Raw genomic sequence first — 18,103 nt, forward strand, 5'->3', positions numbered from 1 at the left:
TCGTGGGCACCGTCAGCCCTCGCACTTGTCGGACTTGGTGAGCGTGCAGACCTCGCGCGTGCCGTCGTAGTCGGCGTCCTCCGCCGGGGCGAAGCCCCACGCGTCCTCGTCCGTGAGCAGGCACTCGCCGTCGCAGAAGCCCTGCGACAGCAGGTACTCCGAGTTGGCCTTCTCCGTGATGAGCCCGGTCAGCGTGGCGATGCTCTCCTCGCCGAGCGCGTCGTTGCCGACGAACAGCGACCCCGAGATCTTCGGAGACTTCCAGACCTCCTTGAGGTCGCCCTCGGCGAGGTCGCCGGCGGCGGGCAGCGTGTCCTCGACCATCGACTGCATCGCGAACCCGGCCTCGCAGTCGCCTGCGGCGACGGCCAGCGCCGAGGCGTCGTGGCCGCCCGCGAAGACGGGCTGCACGCCCGCGGCGAGGTCCTTCTCCGTGCCGGACTCGATGACGCCGGCGTCGATGAGGCCCGAGCTCGGGTAGAGGAAGCCGGACGTCGAGCCGGGGTCGACGAAGCACACGCTGCGGCCCTCGAAGTCCTCGAGGTCGTCGATCTCGGCGTTGTCACCCTGCGTGATGCCGAGCGAGTAGTAGCCGGGCTCGGCGCCCTCGGCCTCGATGACGGCGCCGAGCGGCGTGATCGCCGCGTCGTTGTGCGTCGCGATGACGTAGGCGAACGAGCCGAGGAACGCGATGTCGACCTTGTCCGCGATGAGGCCCTCGATGACGCCCGCGTAGTCGGACGCCTGGCTCACCTCGACCGTGGAGCCGGTCTCCTCCTCGAGCATCGCGATGATCGGCTCGTAGCCGGCGGCGAGGTCGGTGGAGTTCTCGGCGGGGATCGCGCCGAGGCGCAGCACCTCGGGGAAGCCCGAGGTCGTCGTGGCGGCCTCGGACGCGTCCGACGCGGCGCTCGTCCCGCTGCACGCCGAGAGCGTGAGCGCCGTGACACCGGCGAGCGCCACGGCGGCGAAGGTGGTGGTGGTCGTCTTCATGGGGTCGTCTCCGGTCGTGACGTCTTCGGGGGGCGTCCGGGGTGGCCGCCGTCGAGGAGTCTGGGAGAGCCGGGAGAACCGTCGGCCCTGGGACGGTGAACGGGGCATGAACGGTCGTTCACCGTCTCGCCAGGTCGTCCGGACAACATGCCGCCATGCCCGCACCGACCGCTGCCACCGTCCCGTCCCGACCGGGAGGAGCCTCCGGCCGACCCGACGACGAGACCCGGGACGAGACGCGCGACGTGAGCCGCGCGCCGCGCGACTACACGCTCGACGACGTCGTCGCGGTGCTGCCCGACCGGGTCGTGGACGACGCCCGGGTCGTCGTGCGGGACGGCCTGGTCGTGGAGGTGGGCGTGGCCCCGCCCGGGAGCCGTGCGGAGCTGCACGGCGGGGGAGCCCTCTGCCTGCCCGGGCTCGTCGACGTGCACACCGACGTGCTCGGGCACGAGGCGCGCCCCCGTCCGGGCGCACGGCTACCGCTCGACCTCGCGGTCCGCACCGCGACCGACCGGCTCGCGACCGCCGGTGTCCTCACGGCGTTCCACGGCGTCGCCTACGGCGAGCGGACGCCCGTCGGGCTGCCCGCGGGCGAGCCCGAGCCCGCGGAGGTGCTCGCGGCGCTCGCGGTCGACGCCGCGCACGAGGACGGCGCGCGGGTGCTCCACCGGGTCGACATCCGGTGCCCGTCCGCGGTCGCGACGCTGCGCGGCGTGCTGGGGGACCCGGGTCGGCGGGCGGACGGCGCACGCGGGGTTGCGCCGCTCGTGTCGCACGAGGATCACACGCCCGGCATCGGGCAGTACGCACGCGCCGAGACCATGGAGCGCTGGCTCGTCGAGCGCGCGGGCATGTCGTCGGCCGGCGCGCGCGAGCACGTCGCCCGCTGGCGCGCCGACCGCGAGGAGCGGTCCGAGGTCGCGGCCGCGACGCTCGACTGGCTCGGGTCGCTCGCCCGGGCGGGGCGGGTCCGGCTCGCCGGTCACGACCCCGAGACGGTCGAGGACGTCGAGGCGCTCGCGGCGCGCGGAGGCGCCGTCGCGGAGTTCCCGACGACGCTCGTCGCCGCCCGCGCGGCACGGGCCGCGGGCCTGTCGGTGGTGGCCGGTGCGCCGAACGTCGTGCGCGGGGCGTCGCACACCGCCAACGTGTCGGCCCGCGAGCTCGTCGCACTCGGCCTCGTCGACGGGCTCGCGTCGGACTACGTCCCGGCGACGATGCTCGCGGCGGTGGACGTCGTCGTGCGCGAGGGCCTGGCGACGCTGCCCCGCGCCGTCGCGCTCGTGACGTCGGGCCCGGCCCGGGCCGCGGGCCTCGACGACCGCGGCTCGCTCGTCCCGGGCGCCCGGGCGGACCTCGTCCTCGTGCGACCGCGCGGCGGGTGGTCCTCGGTCGTCGCGACGCTGCGCTCGCGGCCCTGAGACGCTCGTGCAGGTCGGTCGTCACCGCTCCGCCGGCGGTGGCCTGCGTGCGACGACCGGAGAGCGCTCCTAGGGTCGGGAGACGACCGCCCGACGACGGAGGACGGATGGCCTACCGCGAGCACGAACGCACCCTGAGCGCACCGGACGACTGGACCGTGCCCGACCTGGAGGTCGACGGCACGACCGTCGAGCGCGCCGGGACCGTGCGTCTCGACGCCCTCTACTACGACACGCCGGACCTGCGGCTGCTCGCCCGGGGGATCACGCTGCGCCGTCGCACCGGCGGCGACGACGCGGGGTGGCACCTCAAGCTGCCTGCCCCCGGTGACGCGCGGGACGAGGAGCGCCGACCGCTCGGCGACGACGGCGACGCGCTTCCGGATCAGCTCCCGGAGCCCCACGCCGCGCCGCAACCTCCGGACGATCTCGTCCGGCTCGTCGCCGGCCTGGCACGGCGCGCGCCGCTCGTCCCCGTCGCGCGCCTGCGCACGCAGCGCCGCGTCGTCGTGCTGCGCGACGCACGGGGCGCGGCGCTCGTCGAGGTCGCCGAGGACCGGGTCGCCACGGAGCGCCTCGTCGCGGCGGCGTCCGAGGAGGACGCCGACGCCGCGCCGGGGACGAACGCCGAGCCGCACCGGGGGCGCCGCACCGACGCCTGGCGCGAGATCGAGGTCGAGATCCTGCCCGCCGGGCACGAGACGGACGACCCGCAGGCGCTGCTCGACGCGGTGGTCGACGCGCTGGTCGACTCCGGCGCGCACGCGGAGCCGAGCGGTCCGAAGCTCTCGCGCGCGCTCGGCGACGCCGTACCGGCCCCTCGGGCGACGAGCACGTCGGACCGCGACCGGGACGGCTCGGCGGGCGCCGTCGTCGTGCGGTACCTGCGCGAGCAGGTCGACGCGCTCCTGGACCGTGACCCCGACGTGCGCCGCGACGCACCGGACGCGGTGCACAAGGCCCGCGTCGCCGCACGACGCCTGCGCAGCGCGCTCGCGACGTTCCGGCCGCTCCTCGACCGCGAGGTCGCCGAGCCCGTGCGGGAGGAGCTGCGGTGGTGGGGCCGCGTCCTGGGCGAGGCGCGCGACGCCGAGGTCGCCCGCGACCGGATCCGCGTCGTGCTCGACCGGCTGCCGGACGAGCTCGTCGTCGGGCCGGTCCGGGCGCGTGTCGTCGACGAGCTCGACGGCCGGTACCGGGAGGCGCTGCGCACCGCGGTCGCCCAGATGGGCGAGGACCGCTACTTCGACCTGCTGACCGCCCTCGAGGACCTCGCCGACGACCTGCCCCTCACCGACCGGGCCGCCGGCGCCGCTCCCGACGTCCTGCCCGCGCTCGCCCGCACGGCCTGGAAGCGCACGCGCCGTCGGGCGAGGGGTGCGGCCGCGGTGGAGGGAGAGCGCCGCGACGAGCTGCTGCACGACGTCCGCAAGGCGGCGAAGCGCGCGCGGTACGCGGGGGAGTCCATGGAGCCGGCGGTCGGCAAGGACGCCGCGCGCTTCGCGGAGCGCCTCGAAGCCGTGCAGGACGCGCTCGGCGAGCACCACGACGCCGTCGCGCTCGCGCGGTCGCTGCGCGAGCTGGGGATGCGGGCGAACCTGTCCGGCGAGAACGGGTTCAGCTACGGGCTGCTCGTCGGCATCGAGCGGGAGCGCGCCGACCGGGCGCTCGCGGACTTCGACGACGCGTGGGAGCGGGCTCGCCGCAAGCGCTACCGCCGGTGGACCGCGCGCTGACCGAGGGCACCGGAACGGCCCCGGTGGCGCACCGCCGTGCCGTGGCGGTCGGTCCGTCTCCGGGCTAGCGTGCGAGACGGGCGCGGGCCGACCGCGCCGACCCACCGCGCACACCAGGGAGAGCGGCCATGACGGAGAAGGCACCGAAGAGCGAGGGGGGTCTCGGCGACCTCCTGGGCCAGGCCAAGGAGTTCCTCACCGACGAGCGCATCGACCAGGTCGCGGGAGCGATCAAGGGCGTCGCGCCGGACTCCGTCGACAAGCACGTCGACACGCTGGCGGACAAGGCGAAGGACGCCAACGGCGACGACGCCGACCGCCGGGACGTCCCCGGCACGGGCGTCGGGGGCAGGTAGCCCTCGACGCGGCGTCGCGGCCCGTCCCGGAGGTATCCGGTTCGTCCCGCGTGCGCGGGTCGGTACGATCGAGGGGCGCCGTCGACGACGGCGCCCCTTCGAGCGCCCGGCACCGGCCGCGAGCCTCGATGACCGCTCACCGAGGACGCCACGGCGTCCTCCCGCCTGCAAGGAGCAGCACGTGTCGGACGTCGTCCAGCCACCAGTCACCACCGCCCCCGAGTCCGGGACCGTCACGGTGGAGACGGCGACGACGGGCACGGAGCTCTTCGCCGACCGCCGCGACGTCGTCGTCGTGCGCGTGAACGGCGCGCTCAAGGACCTCGACACCGCGCTCGCCCCGGGCGACGAGGTCGAGGGCGTCACGATCGACTCGCCCGACGGGTTGTCCGTGCTGCGCCACTCCGCGGCGCACGTCCTCGCCCAGGCCGTCCAGCAGGTGAACCCGGACGCAAAGCTCGGCATCGGGCCGCCCATCACCGACGGGTTCTACTACGACTTCGACGTCGAGACGCCCTTCACGCCCGAGGACCTCAAGGCGCTCGACAAGGCGATGGCGCGCATCGTGCGCGAGGGCCAGACCTTCCGCCGCCGCGTGGTCACCGAGGACGAGGCGCGCGCCGAGCTCGCGCACGAGCCGTACAAGCTCGAGCTCATCGGGCTCAAGGGGTCGTCGGACACGGCCGCCGAGGGCGCGAGCGTCGAGGTCGGCGGCGGCGAGCTGACGATCTACGACAACGTGCGCGGCGCCGGGCGCGAGAGCGAGACCGTGGTCTGGAAGGACCTGTGCCGCGGCCCGCACCTGCCCTCGACGAAGCTCATCGGCAACGGCTTCCAGCTCATGCGGTCGGCCGCCGCCTACTGGCGCGGCAGCGAGAAGAACCCGCAGCTCCAGCGGATCTACGGCACGGCGTGGCCCACCAAGGACGAGCTCAAGGCGTACCTCGAGCGGCTCGCCGAGGCGGAGCGCCGTGACCACCGCCGCCTCGGCAGCGAGATGGACCTCTTCTCCTTCCCGGACGAGATCGGCTCCGGCCTCGCGGTCTTCCACCCCAAGGGCGGCATCATCCGCTCCGAGATGGAGGAGTACTCGCGCAAGCGGCACGTCGAGGCGGGCTACTCGTTCGTCAACAGCCCGCACATCACCAAGGCGAAGCTGTTCCAGGTGTCGGGCCACCTCGACTGGTACGCGGACGGCATGTACCCGCCCATGCACCTCGACGAGGAGCTGGACGACGACGGCACCGTGCGTCGCGCGGGGCAGGACTACTACCTCAAGCCGATGAACTGCCCGATGCACAACCTCATCTTCGACGCGCGCGGCCGCTCCTACCGCGAGCTGCCGCTGCGCCTGTTCGAGTTCGGCACGGTGTACCGGTACGAGAAGTCGGGCGTCGTGCACGGGCTGACCCGTGCGCGCGGCTTCACGCAGGACGACGCGCACATCTACTGCACGCGCGAGCAGATGCGCGACGAGCTCACCTCGCTCCTCACGTTCGTGCTCGACCTCCTCAAGGACTACGGGCTGGACGACTTCTACCTCGAGCTGTCGACGCGCGACCCCGAGAAGTCGGTCGGCGACGACGCGACGTGGGAGGAGGCGACCCGCACGCTCGAGGAGGTCGCCACGGCGTCGGGCCTCGACCTCGTGCCGGACCCGGGCGGCGCGGCGTTCTACGGGCCGAAGATCTCCGTCCAGGCCAAGGACGCGATCGGCCGGACGTGGCAGATGTCGACGATCCAGCTCGACTTCAACCTGCCGGAGAAGTTCGAGCTCGAGTACACCGCTCCCGACGGCTCGCGCCAGCGCCCGGTGATGATCCACCGCGCGCTGTTCGGGTCGATCGAGCGCTTCTTCGCCGTGCTGCTCGAGCACTACGCGGGCGCCTTCCCGGCGTGGCTCGCCCCGGTCCAGGTCGTCGCGGTCCCCGTCGCGGAGCCGTTCAACGACTACCTGGCCGACGTCGTCGCGCAGCTGCGCGCGCAGGGCATCCGCGCCGAGGTGGACTACTCGGACGACCGGTTCGGCAAGAAGATCCGCAACGCGAGCACCCAGAAGGTGCCCTTCACGCTCATCGCGGGCGGCGAGGACGTCGAGGCGGGTGCCGTGTCGTTCCGCTACCGCGACGGGCGCCAGGACAACGGCGTGCCGGTCGCCGAGGCGATCGAGCGCATCGTGTCCGCCGTGCGCGACCGCGTCCAGGTCTGACGCCGCGGTGGGGGACGACGCGAGGGGCAGGTCGGGCGTGGACGACGTGACGGTCGAGCCGCCGGGGGACCACCCGCGGTTCGACGACGGTCTCGAGAGGCTCTGGACGCCGCACCGCATGGTGTACGTCGGTGGGCAGGACAAGCCGACCGACGACACCGCGGGGCAGTGCCCGTTCTGCCGGATCCCGTCCCGCTCGGACGAGGACGGGCTCATCGTCGCGCGCGGCGAGGTCGCCTACGCCGTGCTCAACCTGTACCCGTACAACCCGGGCCACCTCATGGTCGTGCCCTACCGCCACGTCTCGGACTACACCGGGCTCACCGGGGCCGAGACGGCCGAGGTCGCACAGCTCACGCAGACCGCCATGCGCGTCGTCCGCGCGGTGTCCGCGCCCGACGGCTTCAACCTGGGCATGAACCAGGGGACCGTCGCCGGCGCGGGCATCGCCGCGCACCTGCACCAGCACGTCGTGCCCCGGTGGACGGGCGACGCGAACTTCCTGCCCGTCGTCGCGCACACGAAGGCGGTGCCGGAGCTGCTCGCGGACACGCGCGCCAAGCTCGCCGCGGCCTGGGAAGCGCAGCCGCAGCAGTCGCAGCACAGGACGGCCGGCGCGGGGGAGGGGAACCACTGATGTTCGGCCGTCTCCGGGCCCTCACGACCCGGCTCTTCACGCCGCTCGCCGCGCTCCTGCTGCGCCTCCGCGTGAGCCCCGACGCCGTGACCGTCGCCGGGACGCTCGGCGTCGTGGCCGGCGCGCTCTGGCTCTTCCCGACCGGTCACCTGTTCGCCGGGACGATGGTCGTCATGGTCTTCGCGTTCTCCGACGTGCTGGACGGCGTGATGGCCCGCCGCGCCGGGCGCTCGGGCCCCTGGGGCGCGTTCCTCGACTCCACGCTCGACCGGCTCGCCGACGCGGCGCTGTTCGTCGGGCTCACGCTGTACTTCGTCCGGGCCGACGACGCGCGCCTCACCCCCGACCTCGCGGCCTGGGGGACGTGCGTCGCGCTCGCGTGCCTCGCGCTGGGCGCCGTCGTGCCGTACGCGCGAGCGCGCGCCGAGAGCGTCGGCATGACGGCGCAGGTCGGGATCGCGGAGCGTGCGGACCGGCTCGTCGCGGCGCTCGTCGCCGCGGGGATCGTCGGGCTGGGCGTGCCGCCCGTCGTGCTCGTCGTCGTGCTCGGCCTCCTGGCCGTCGCGAGCGCCGTGACGATCGTGCAGCGCGTGGCGACCGTGCGCCGGCAGGCGCTGGCCCTCGCGGGCGGCGACGACGGACGGACCGACGAGACGGAAGGTGCCCGCTGACGATGGGGATCGACACCGGCAAGGCGTTCACCTTCGCGTGGCGCACCGCGCACAAGGTGCCCGAGCCGATCCTGCGCGGCGTGTTCAGCGCCGTCGCGGACGTGACGTGGCTCCTGCACGGCGGCGGCGTGCGCCAGCTCGAGAAGAACCTCGCGCGCGTGCGCCCCGACCTGGGTCCCCGCGGGGTGCGCCGGCTGTCGCGCGCCGGGATGCGGTCCTACATGCGCTACTACCGCGAGGCCTTCACCCTGCCGGCGTGGACGCCCGAGCAGGTCGCGGCGCGCGTCCGCGTCGTGGGCGAGGAGAACGTCCGCCGACTCCTCGACGGCGACCGCAGCCCCGTGCTGGCGCTGTCCCACCAGGGGAACTGGGACCTTGCGGGCGCCTGGGCGACCCGCCGTCTCGCCACCGTCCTCACGGTCGCCGAGCGGCTCGAGCCCGAGGAGGTGTTCCAGGAGTTCCTCGCGTTCCGGACCGGGATCGGGCTCGAGATCCTCGCTCTCGGCGACGGCGACGTGTTCCGCGACCTCGTGCGCGGGGCGCGCCGTCCCGGGCGGATCATCCCGCTGCTCGCCGACCGCGACCTCACCGCCCGGGGCATCGAGGTCGACCTCTACGGTCGGAGGGCCCGCGTGGCCGCCGGCCCGGCCGCCCTCGCCGTCACCGCCGGGGCCCCCCTGGTCCCGGCCGCCATCTGGTACGAGCGCCTGCGCGGTGCCCGACGCCGCGCGGCGGGGACGCCGTGGGGCCTCGTGATCCGCTTCTTCCCCCCGGTCGACGTGCCGGCGGACGTGCCGCGCTCGGAGCGGGTGGCCGTCGCGACGCAGGCCTGGGTCGACGCGTTGAGCGTGGCGATCCGCGAGCACCCCGAGGACTGGCACATGCTGCAGAAGGTCTTCGTCGAGGACCTCGATCCCGAGCGGTACGCCCGCACGCAGGCCGCGGCGGGCGAGGACGCCGCCGTCACCCCGGCGCAGGGCGACCAGGAGCCCGCCGCATGAGCCTGCGCGTCGGCATCGTGTGCCCCTACTCGTTCGACGCGCCGGGCGGCGTGCAGTTCCACGTGCGCGACCTCGCCGAGGCGCTCATCGCCCAGGGGCACGAGGTCTCCGTGCTGGCGCCCGCGGACGACGACACCCCGGTCCCCGGCTACCTCACTCCCGTGGGCGGCGCGATCCCGGTCCGCTACAACGGGTCCGTGGCCCGCGTGACGTTCGGCCCCCGGACCATCGGCCGGGTGCGGCGCTGGCTCGACGCGGGACGCTTCGACGTCCTGCACCTGCACGAGCCCGTCAACCCGTCCCTGTCCATGAGCGCGCTCTGGACCGCGCAGGGGCCCATCGTCGCCACGTTCCACACCTCGCTCGTGCGCTCCCGGGCGCTGCAGGTCGCCTACCCGCTCGTGCGCCAGAGCCTCGAGAAGATCGACGCGCGCATCGCCGTGTCGGAGGACGCGCGGCGCACGCTCGTCGAGCACCTGGGCGGGGACGCCGTCGTCATCCCCAACGGGGTCTACGTCGACACGTTCGCCGGCGCCGTGCCGCAGCCGCGCTGGCAGGGCACGCCGGACGCGCCGACCATCGGGTTCCTCGGCCGTCTCGACGAGCCGCGCAAGGGACTGCCCGTCCTGACCGACGCGATCCCGCGCATCCTCGCGGAGGTGCCGGGGGCGCGGTTCCTCGTCGCCGGCCGCGGCGACGCAGGGAAGGACGAGGCCGTCGCCGCCCTGGGTGAGCACGCGTCGTCCGTGGAGTTCCTCGGCGGCGTGAGCGACGAGGACAAGGCGAGCATGCTCGCCTCCGTCGACCTGTACATCGCGCCCCAGACGGGCGGCGAGAGCTTCGGCATCGTGCTCGTCGAGGCGATGAGCGCGGGCGCGTGCGTCGTCGCGAGCGACCTCGGCGCCTTCCGTCGCGTGCTCGACGACGGTGCGGCCGGTGCGCTGTTCCCCGTCGGCGACGGCGCAGCGCTCGCGGCGACGGTCGTCGAGGTCCTCGCCGACGCCGGCCGGCGCGAGGCGTACCGCGACCGGGCCCGGGAGTTCGTCCGGCGCTTCGACTGGTCCGCCGTCACCGCGGAGGTGCTCGCCGTGTACGAGATGGTCCTCGCCGCGTCCGAGGCGGTCATCCCGGTGCACGAGGACCCGCGGTCCCGCCGCGGCGGTCGCCTCCTCGGACGGACGCGCGGCGACCGGGACGAGGAGGCTCGCGCATGACCTGGTCGGAGACCGCGATCCTCGTCGTGGCCGTCTTCGTGCTCGTCGGCTGGCTCCTGTGGGTCGCCGCGTCCCGGCTCGACCGCCTGCACCGCAAGGTCATGGCGTCGCGCCTCGCGCTCGACGCCCAGCTGGTGCGTCGCGCGTCGGCCGTCGTCGACCTCGCGGCGTCGGCCGAGCTCGACCCGGTGACCTCGGTCCTCCTCGCCGAGGCCGCGCACGCGGTGCTGGACGACGACGCGGACGCACGGCGCCTCGTCGAGAGCGTCCCGGGACTCGGTACGCAGGACGCGCCCCGCCCACGGCTGCTGCTCGGTGGCATGGCGCCGTCGCGCGCGCTCGCCGAGTCCGACCTGTCGGCGACGCTGCGGTCCGCCCTCGAGGACGCTGAGGACGTCGCGGAGCTGCGTGACGACCCGGCGGGCGACGAGCTCCTCGGCAACCTCTCGGCGGCCTGGTACCGGGCCCAGCTCGCGCGCCGCTTCCACAACGAGGCGGTCGCCCAGGCACAGCGCGTGCGGAGCAAGTGGTGGGTCCGGCTGTTCCGGCTCGCGGGGCACGCGCCGATGCCCGTGACCGTGGAGCTCGACGACGCCTGGCCACCCGGTCTCGGCCGTCCCCTCGAGCCCGCCGGCGGGGCCTCCTGAGCGCCTGGGGCCCGGACGCGCCGCAGTAGGATGGTCGTGGTGTGCGAGCATGTGCCCGCCACCGCGCACGCACCGCTCCCACCGGCTTCTCTCCACCTCGCCGGGGGCCGTCGGCGCGACCCGCGGAGGCCCGGCCGTCCGCCTCGTGACGGTCGTGCGCTCCCTCGAACCGAACGTGTGAGGTACCGGTGACCAACGTGTCCGAGCAGAACGTCCCCGCCGAGAAGGTCCCCGCAGGCGCTGCGCCCGCCGCAGAGGGCTCCGTGGGCACCGCGAAGGTCAAGCGCGGCATGGCGGAGATGCTCAAGGGCGGCGTCATCATGGACGTCGTCACCGCCGAGCAGGCGAAGATCGCCGAGGACGCCGGCGCCGTCGCGGTCATGGCGCTCGAGCGCGTCCCGGCCGACATCCGCGCCCAGGGCGGCGTCTCCCGCATGTCGGACCCCGACATGATCGACGGCATCATCGCGGCCGTCTCGATCCCCGTCATGGCGAAGGCGCGCATCGGGCACTTCGTCGAGGCGCAGGTGCTCCAGTCGCTGGGCGTGGACTACGTGGACGAGTCCGAGGTCCTCACCCCGGCCGACTACGCGAACCACATCGACAAGTGGCAGTTCACCGTGCCGTTCGTGTGCGGCGCGACCAATCTCGGCGAGGCGCTGCGCCGCATCACCGAGGGCGCGGCCATGATCCGCTCCAAGGGCGAGGCCGGGACGGGCGACGTGTCCAACGCGACGACCCACATGCGCACCATCCGTGGCGAGATCCGCCGCCTCACCTCGCTCCCCGAGGACGAGCTGTTCGTCGCCGCCAAGGAGCTGCAGGCGCCGTACGAGCTCGTCAAGGAGGTCGCTGCCACCGGCAAGCTCCCGGTCGTCACGTTCACCGCCGGCGGCATCGCGACCCCGGCCGACGCGGCGATGATGATGCAGCTCGGCGCCGAGGGCGTCTTCGTGGGCTCCGGCATCTTCAAGTCGGGCAACCCGGCGCAGCGAGCTGCCGCGATCGTCAAGGCGACGACGTTCTACGACGACCCCGACGTGATCGCGAAGGTGTCCCGCGGGCTCGGTGAGGCGATGGTCGGCATCAACGTCGACGACATCCCCGTGCCGCACCGCCTCGCCGAGCGCGGCTGGTGACCCTGTCCGCGCACCTGCCGGCACCGCCGGCGAGCCTGGACGGCCGGGCGTCGCGGTGACGGACCGGACGGACGCGCCGTCGTCCCTGGGTCCCGACTGGGTGCTCGGGGACGACGGCCTCTTCTTCCGGCGCGGCGCGCGCGTCGTCCTGCTCGACGACGCCGACCGCGTCCTCCTCGTCCGGGGTCACGACGTCGACCAGCCCGAACGGTCGTGGTGGTTCACCGTCGGAGGTGGCATCGACGAGGGGGAGGACGACGCCGCGGCGGCCCTGCGCGAGGTGCGCGAGGAGACCGGCATCGCGCTCGACCCCGCCCATCTCGTGGGGCCGGTCTACACCCGCAGCGCGGTCTTCGACTTCTACCGGCAGCACTGCCGCCAGGACGAGGTCATCTACCTCGCGCGGCTGCACGGTGAGGTCCTCTCGGGCGAGGACCTCAGCCGCGACGGATGGACGGACGTCGAGCTCGACGTCGTCGACGAGATGCGATGGTGGGACCTCGACGAGCTCGCGCGCGTCGAGATCGAGGTGTTCCCCGAGGGACTCGTCGACCTCGTGCGGCCCCTGCTGCACGGCTGGGACGGTGTGACCCGCCACCTCGGGCTCGCACGCGAGCACTGACGCCGGGCCGGGAGCGAGCGGGCCGCCGAGGTCAGGCGCGGCGCGCGGCGACGCGCCACACGATGCCGCCCAGCAGCAGGCCGAGGCCGAGCAGACCGCCGCCGATCGCGAGGATCCACAGCAGCACCGTGCCGCCCACGGTCGCGAAGAACTCGCCGAAGCGCCAGCCCTCCGTCACGACGAAGGACCCGGCGTCCGCGTCCTGGGACGTCGCGACCGACACGGTGCACGTGCCGTCGTCGGTCGCCGTGAACTCCGCGACGGTCGCGGCCGACGTCGTGCCCGTGCCGGACGACCCGGTCACGGCAGGGGACGAGACGAGGACGGTGGTGCCGCCGCACGTCACCGTGACGTCGTCCGCGGCGAACGCGGCGTCCCCGGGGCCGCCGACCGCCCACACGGTGTACGGCTCCCCGCCGGCGACCGTGACGTCCGCCTCGCCGGGCACCGCGCCGGACGCGATCGCCGCCGAACCCGGCGACCCTCCGCTCGTGACGACGCCCGTCGGGATCGCGCGCAGGAAGAGCGTCACGCCGAGCACGCCCGCGACGAGCGCGCCCACGAGCACCACGGCGCCCGCGACGATCAGCACGGTCGCGCCGCGCGGCGCGCGGCGAGGCGTCGGTGCGACCGGCGGCGGGCCGCCCCACGCCGGTGCGGGGGGACCGGGAGGAGGGCCGGGCTGCGCCGCAGGCGGGTACGTCACGTCGGCGACCCTACCGGCCGACGTATCATCACCCCTCGTGACGATCACGATCGGGGTTCTCGCCCTGCAGGGCGACGTGCGCGAGCACCGCGCCGCGCTCGAGTCCGCAGGTGCCCGCACCGTCGGCGTCCGCCGACCCGAGGAGCTCGCGCAGGTCGACGGCCTCGTGCTCCCCGGGGGCGAGTCGACGACCATCGACAAGCTCCTGCGGATCTTCGAGCTCGACGAGCCCCTGCGTGCGCGGATCGCCGAGGGCCTGCCCGTCTACGGCTCGTGCGCCGGCATGATCCTGCTCGCCGACCGCATCCTCGGCGGCACGGCCGACCAGCGCACCATCGGCGGGCTCGACGTGACCGTGCGGCGCAACGCGTTCGGCCGCCAGGTGGACTCGTTCGAGACCGACCTCGCGTTCGCCGGGCTGCCCGGGGACGACCCCTCGGTGCACGCGGTGTTCATCCGCGCGCCGTGGGTCGAGGACGCCGGACCGGGCGTCGAGGTCCTCGCCCGCATCCCGGACGCGAGCACGCCGGGGATCCCCGACGCCGCCGCCGGTAGGATCGTCGCAGTACAGCAGGGATCGCTGCTCGCCACGTCGTTCCACCCGGAGATCTCCGGCGACGCGCGCGTGCACGAGCGGTTCGTCCAGATCGCGAAGGGGTAGGAACGCATGTCAGGGCACTCCAAGTGGGCCACGACCAAGCACAAGAAGGCGGCCATCGACGCCAAGCGCGGCAAGCTCTTCGCGAAGCTCATCAAGAACATCGAGGTGGCGGCGCGCACCGGCGGCGGTGACCTGGCCGGCAACCCGACGCTCTTCGACGCCGTCCAGAAGGCCAAGAAGTCGTCCGTGCCGAACGACAACATCGAGCGTGCGGTCAAGCGCGGCAGCGGCGAAGGTGCCGACGCCGTCGACTACCAGACGATCATGTACGAGGGCTACGGCACCAACGGGATCGCCGTGCTCGTCGAGTGCCTCACCGACAACAAGAACCGCGCCGCCGCCGAGGTGCGCACCGCGTTCTCCCGCAACGGCGGCAGTCTCGCCGACCCGGGCTCGGTCTCGTACCTCTTCTCGCGCAAGGGCCTCGTCGTCGTGCCCAAGGCCGACGGCGTCACCGAGGACGACGTGATGCTCGCCGCGCTCGACGCCGGGGCCGAGGACGTCACGGACTCCGGCGACGTCATCGAGGTGCTGTGCGAGGCGAGCGACCTCGTCGCCGTCCGCACCGCCATCCAGGACGCCGGGATCGAGTACGACTCCGCCGACTCCGTGTGGCACCCGTCCATGGAGGTCGAGGTCGACGCCGACGGCGCGCGCAAGATCCTGCGCCTCATCGACGCGCTCGAGGACAGCGACGACGTGCAGAACGTCTACGCGAACTTCGACGCGTCGGACGACGTCATGGCGGAGCTCGAGAACGACGACTGACCCATCGCTCGACCGACGGCGGTCGTGCTCGGGGAGGCCGGGCGGGCGGGGTGCGCGCGGGCTACCATCCGCGCCCCCGTCCCTCGGGCGCTCCCGCCAGGCCCCCCACGACCGCGCGCACCCCACCCGCCCCTCCTGCTTCCGGCCGGCGGTCCGCGTGATGCGGCGTCGTCGGCTCGACGGTCCCGCTGCGCGCCTCGGCGGATGAGGCAGCAGGTCGTGAAAGGGTGACGGGGTGCGCGTGCTCGGAGTGGACCCTGGACTGACCCGGTGCGGCGTGGGGGTCGTGGACTCGTTGCCCGGGCGCAAGGCCGAGATGGTGGCCGTCGGGGTGCTGCGATCCGACCCCGAGCTCAGCGTGGACCTGCGGCTGCTGCGCATCTCGGAACGACTGGACGCGTGGCTCGACGAGCACGTGCCCGACGTCGTCGCGGTCGAGCGGGTGTTCGCGCAGAACAACGTCGGCACCGTGATGGGCACGGCGCAGGTCGCCGGGCTCGCGATGGTCGCGGCGGCGCGCCGCCAGGTCCCGGTCGCGCTGCACACGCCGTCGGAGGTCAAGGCCGCCGTGACGGGGAGCGGGCGGGCGGGCAAGGAGCAGGTGCAGCGCATGGTCGCGAGCATCCTCGGGCTGGCCGAGCTGCCGAAGCCCGCCGACGCCGCCGACGCGCTCGCGCTGGCGATCTGCCACCTGTGGCGGCCCGCCGGAGCGCTGCAGGGCGGCGAGCGGCACGAGCTCACCCCGGCCCAGCGCGCCTGGGCGGCCGCCGAGCGCACGGCACGCCGCGGGCGTGCGTAGGCCGCGTCGGAGCCCCGGGCTAGAGTGACCCGTCGTACACCTGTTCGCACCGCTCGTGCCGTGACTCGTCCCGCACGTGCGCGCCCCTGCGCCGCCCCCCACGGGCCCGGCGCCCGTCGATCGGAGGACACCGCGTGATCGCGTCGCTGAGCGGGACGGTGGCGAGCGTGCAGCTCGACCGGGCGGTGCTCGACGTCGGGGGTGTGGGCTACCTCGTGCACGCCGCACCCGCGACGCTCGCCGGGCTCCGCGTGGGCGAGACCGCGCGCCTCGCCACCAGCCTCGTCGTGCGAGAGGACTCGTTCACGCTCTTCGGCTTCGCCGACGACGACGAGCGCTCCGTCTTCGAGACCGTGCAGACCGTCAGCGGTGTCGGCCCGCGCCTCGCGCTCGCGATGCTCGCCGTGCACACGCCCGACGCGCTGCGGCGGGCCGTCGCGGGTGCGGACATCGCGGCTCTCGTGCGCGTCCCCGGCATCGGGAACAAGGGCGCCCAGCGGATCGCGCTCGAGCTCGGGGACAAGCTCGGCGCGCCGACCGGGGCCGACGCGCCCGTCGCCGGGTCGGGAGCCGGCACGCCGGCCGCCGTCGAGGACCGTCGGGACCAGGTCGTCGAGGCGCTCGTCGGGCTCGGGTGGAACGTCAAGGCCGCGGACGACGCGGTCTCGACGGTCCTCGCCCAGGCGGGGGTCGACGTCGTCGAGGCCGCCGACGTGGCAGGCGCACTGCGCGCCGCGCTGCGCGTGCTCGGCGGGCAGAGGGGCTGACGATGGCGGACTTCGACCGGGTCGGGGCGGGCGGCTTCCCCGAGGACGGCTTCACGTCCGAGCGCATCGTCGCCGCGGGCGCCGACGACCTCGAGCGCGCGGCCGAGGCGGCGCTGCGCCCACGGCGGCTCGAGGAGTTCGTCGGGCAGCGGGTCGTGCGCGACCAGCTCTCGCTCGTGCTGCAGGCCGCGCTCGCGCGGGGGAGCACGCCCGACCACGTGCTGCTCTCCGGGCCGCCGGGTCTCGGCAAGACGACCCTGGCGATGATCATCGCCGCCGAGCTCGGCGCGTCCCTGCGCGTGACCTCGGGGCCGGCGATCCAGCACGCGGGCGACCTCGCCGCGGTGCTGTCCTCGCTCGAGGAGGGCGAGGTGCTGTTCATCGACGAGATCCACCGCCTCGCGCGGCCCGCCGAGGAGCTGCTCTACATGGCGATGGAGGACTTCCGCGTCGACGTGGTGGTCGGCAAGGGTGCGGGCGCGAGCGCGATCCCGTTGAGCCTGCCGCCGTTCACGGCGGTCGGCGCGACGACGCGCGCCGGCCTGCTGCCCGCGCCGCTGCGCGACCGGTTCGGGTTCACGGGTCACCTCGACTTCTACTCGGGCGAGGAGCTCGAGCGCGTCCTGACCCGCTCCGCGGGCCTGCTCGGCGTCGCGCTCCACCCCGACGCCGCGCACGAGATCGCGGGTCGCTCGCGCGGGACGCCGCGCATCGCGAACCGCCTGCTGCGGCGCGTGCGCGACTGGGCGCAGGTCCGGGGCGACGGCAGCCTCGACCTGCGCGCCGCGCGCGCCGCGCTCGAGGTGTACGAGGTGGACCCGATCGGGCTCGACCGGCTCGACCGCGCGGTGCTCACGGCGCTGTGCACCCGTTTCAACGGGGGCCCGGTCGGCCTGACGACGCTCGCCGTCACGGTCGGTGAGGAGGCCGAGACGGTCGAGACCGTCGCCGAGCCGTACCTCGTGCGGGAAGGGCTGATCGGACGGACGCCACGGGGTCGCGTTGCGACGCCCGCCGCGTGGGCGCACCTCGGGCTGACCCCACCGCGCGACGGCGGCACGCTCTTCGACGCCTGACGGTGCGACGCACCAGCGGCCCGAACCACCCGGGGCGCCCGTGACGGCCGTCACAGGGCGTGCCGCGGAGGGCCTAGACTGGACGGACCTGCGGGGAACTCCACGACCGAACGGCTCGTTGGTGAACCGTGCGCGCGCGCCTAGACTGCCGCGCAGAACCCCGCCGACGAACAGGACACGTGAGACCCCGTCATGGATATCAGCTTCATCCTCATCCTCGCCCTCGCAGCCGGTGCGATGTTCCTCATGACCAGCCGCACCCGCAAGCAGCAGCGCGAGGCCCAGAACTTCCGGTCCGAGCTCGCTCCGGGCCAGGAGGTCATGACGGGTTCGGGGATGTTCGGCACGATCGTCGACGTCGACGACGAGGCGGACATCATCACCATCGAGTCCACCCCCGGCGCGCAGACGCGCTGGCTGCGTGCGGCGATCGCCAAGCGCGTCGACGTGCCGGTGGAGGAAGAGACCGAGGAGCTCGTCGAGGGCGAGGAGCCGGCTGCTCCGGCCGCCGCCTACGGCAGTGCGGCTACCATCTCCTCCGGCTCGTCGAAGGACGACGCCGACGACCTCGTCGTCCCCGACGACCTGTCCGGCCTCACCGACGAGAAGGCGGACAAGGACCGCGACCGTCGCGACGAGGGCACGGACAGCAAGTGACCACCCGCCGGCCGCACGCG

19 protein-coding genes are annotated in these 18,103 nt (G+C 74.3%); 17 read left to right on the forward strand and 2 right to left on the reverse strand.

Annotated features, from left to right (window positions below; translation table 11 throughout):
* Positions 1–12 precede the first annotated feature (12 nt).
* A complete protein-coding gene (locus NFS20_RS06255; RefSeq protein ID WP_251150878.1) occupies positions 13–993 on the reverse strand; it encodes a phosphate/phosphite/phosphonate ABC transporter substrate-binding protein in 981 nt (326 codons plus the stop codon).
* Positions 994–1,148: 155 nt separating this feature from the next.
* Here NFS20_RS06255 and NFS20_RS06260 point away from each other — a divergent pair, with 155 nt between their 5' ends.
* From NFS20_RS06260 to NFS20_RS06310, 11 genes are all read left to right on the forward strand, one after another.
* Positions 1,149–2,417, forward strand: a complete 1,269-nt coding sequence (locus NFS20_RS06260; protein WP_251150879.1) for an alpha-D-ribose 1-methylphosphonate 5-triphosphate diphosphatase — start codon at positions 1,149–1,151, stop codon at positions 2,415–2,417.
* Positions 2,418–2,524: 107 nt separating this feature from the next.
* Positions 2,525–4,153, forward strand: a complete 1,629-nt coding sequence (locus NFS20_RS06265; RefSeq protein ID WP_251150880.1) for a CYTH and CHAD domain-containing protein — start codon at positions 2,525–2,527, stop codon at positions 4,151–4,153.
* 128 nt (positions 4,154–4,281) lie between these two features.
* Entirely contained in the window at positions 4,282–4,509 is a 228-nt protein-coding gene (locus tag NFS20_RS06270; RefSeq protein WP_251150881.1) for a hypothetical protein, read from the forward strand.
* A gap of 181 nt (positions 4,510–4,690) precedes the next feature.
* The gene (gene thrS / locus NFS20_RS06275) at positions 4,691–6,718 is read left to right on the forward strand and encodes a threonine--tRNA ligase (RefSeq protein ID WP_502800788.1); all 2,028 of its coding nucleotides are present in this window, start codon (positions 4,691–4,693) and stop codon (positions 6,716–6,718) included.
* Between the two features lie 37 nt (positions 6,719–6,755).
* Positions 6,756–7,355 (forward strand): HIT family protein, encoded by a 600-nt coding sequence (locus NFS20_RS06280; protein WP_251150882.1) that lies wholly within the window; start codon positions 6,756–6,758, stop codon positions 7,353–7,355.
* On the forward strand, positions 7,355–8,026 hold the full coding sequence (gene pgsA / locus NFS20_RS06285; RefSeq protein WP_251150883.1) for a phosphatidylinositol phosphate synthase: 672 nt from the start codon (positions 7,355–7,357) through the stop codon (positions 8,024–8,026). Before NFS20_RS06280 ends, pgsA begins: the two co-directional genes overlap by 1 nt.
* Before the next feature lie 2 nt (positions 8,027–8,028).
* The gene (locus NFS20_RS06290; RefSeq protein ID WP_251150884.1) at positions 8,029–9,027 is read left to right on the forward strand and encodes a phosphatidylinositol mannoside acyltransferase; all 999 of its coding nucleotides are present in this window, start codon (positions 8,029–8,031) and stop codon (positions 9,025–9,027) included.
* Positions 9,028–9,029: 2 nt separating this feature from the next.
* Positions 9,030–10,241 carry a glycosyltransferase family 4 protein gene (locus NFS20_RS06295; protein WP_251151235.1) on the forward strand — a complete coding sequence of 404 codons (1,212 nt, stop codon included), beginning with the start codon at positions 9,030–9,032 and terminating at the stop codon, positions 10,239–10,241.
* A complete protein-coding gene (locus NFS20_RS06300; RefSeq protein ID WP_251150885.1) occupies positions 10,238–10,888 on the forward strand; it encodes a hypothetical protein in 651 nt (216 codons plus the stop codon). Before NFS20_RS06295 ends, NFS20_RS06300 begins: the two co-directional genes overlap by 4 nt.
* Positions 10,889–11,151: 263 nt before the next feature.
* Positions 11,152–12,027: a pyridoxal 5'-phosphate synthase lyase subunit PdxS gene (gene pdxS, locus NFS20_RS06305; protein WP_285821112.1), complete on the forward strand. Its 876-nt coding sequence runs from the start codon at positions 11,152–11,154 to the stop codon at positions 12,025–12,027.
* Between the two features lie 55 nt (positions 12,028–12,082).
* Complete coding sequence (locus NFS20_RS06310) at positions 12,083–12,649, forward strand: NUDIX hydrolase (protein ID WP_251150886.1); 567 nt, start codon at positions 12,083–12,085, stop codon at positions 12,647–12,649.
* Between the two features lie 31 nt (positions 12,650–12,680).
* On the opposite strand, the gene NFS20_RS06315 is transcribed toward NFS20_RS06310, so the two are convergent.
* On the reverse strand, positions 12,681–13,355 hold the full coding sequence (locus NFS20_RS06315; RefSeq protein WP_251150887.1) for a hypothetical protein: 675 nt from the start codon (positions 13,353–13,355) through the stop codon (positions 12,681–12,683).
* Between the two features lie 37 nt (positions 13,356–13,392).
* Between NFS20_RS06315 and pdxT the strand changes: the two genes are divergently transcribed.
* From pdxT to yajC, 6 genes are all read left to right on the forward strand, one after another.
* Positions 13,393–14,016 (forward strand): pyridoxal 5'-phosphate synthase glutaminase subunit PdxT, encoded by a 624-nt coding sequence (gene pdxT, locus NFS20_RS06320; protein ID WP_251150888.1) that lies wholly within the window; start codon positions 13,393–13,395, stop codon positions 14,014–14,016.
* 6 nt (positions 14,017–14,022) lie between these two features.
* Positions 14,023–14,784 (forward strand): YebC/PmpR family DNA-binding transcriptional regulator, encoded by a 762-nt coding sequence (locus tag NFS20_RS06325; protein ID WP_251150889.1) that lies wholly within the window; start codon positions 14,023–14,025, stop codon positions 14,782–14,784.
* 235 nt (positions 14,785–15,019) lie between these two features.
* On the forward strand, positions 15,020–15,583 hold the full coding sequence (gene ruvC, locus NFS20_RS06330) for a crossover junction endodeoxyribonuclease RuvC (protein WP_251150890.1): 564 nt from the start codon (positions 15,020–15,022) through the stop codon (positions 15,581–15,583).
* 134 nt (positions 15,584–15,717) lie between these two features.
* A complete protein-coding gene (gene ruvA, locus NFS20_RS06335) occupies positions 15,718–16,350 on the forward strand; it encodes a Holliday junction branch migration protein RuvA (RefSeq protein ID WP_251150891.1) in 633 nt (210 codons plus the stop codon).
* A 2-nt stretch (positions 16,351–16,352) separates the two neighbouring features.
* Positions 16,353–17,426, forward strand: a complete 1,074-nt coding sequence (gene ruvB / locus NFS20_RS06340; RefSeq protein ID WP_251150892.1) for a Holliday junction branch migration DNA helicase RuvB — start codon at positions 16,353–16,355, stop codon at positions 17,424–17,426.
* A gap of 192 nt (positions 17,427–17,618) precedes the next feature.
* The gene (gene yajC / locus NFS20_RS06345) at positions 17,619–18,083 is read left to right on the forward strand and encodes a preprotein translocase subunit YajC (protein ID WP_251150893.1); all 465 of its coding nucleotides are present in this window, start codon (positions 17,619–17,621) and stop codon (positions 18,081–18,083) included.
* Positions 18,084–18,103: the final 20 nt, after the last annotated feature.

Source organism: Cellulosimicrobium sp. Marseille-Q4280, assembly GCF_943181405.1.
GTDB lineage: Bacteria > Actinomycetota > Actinomycetes > Actinomycetales > Cellulomonadaceae > Cellulosimicrobium.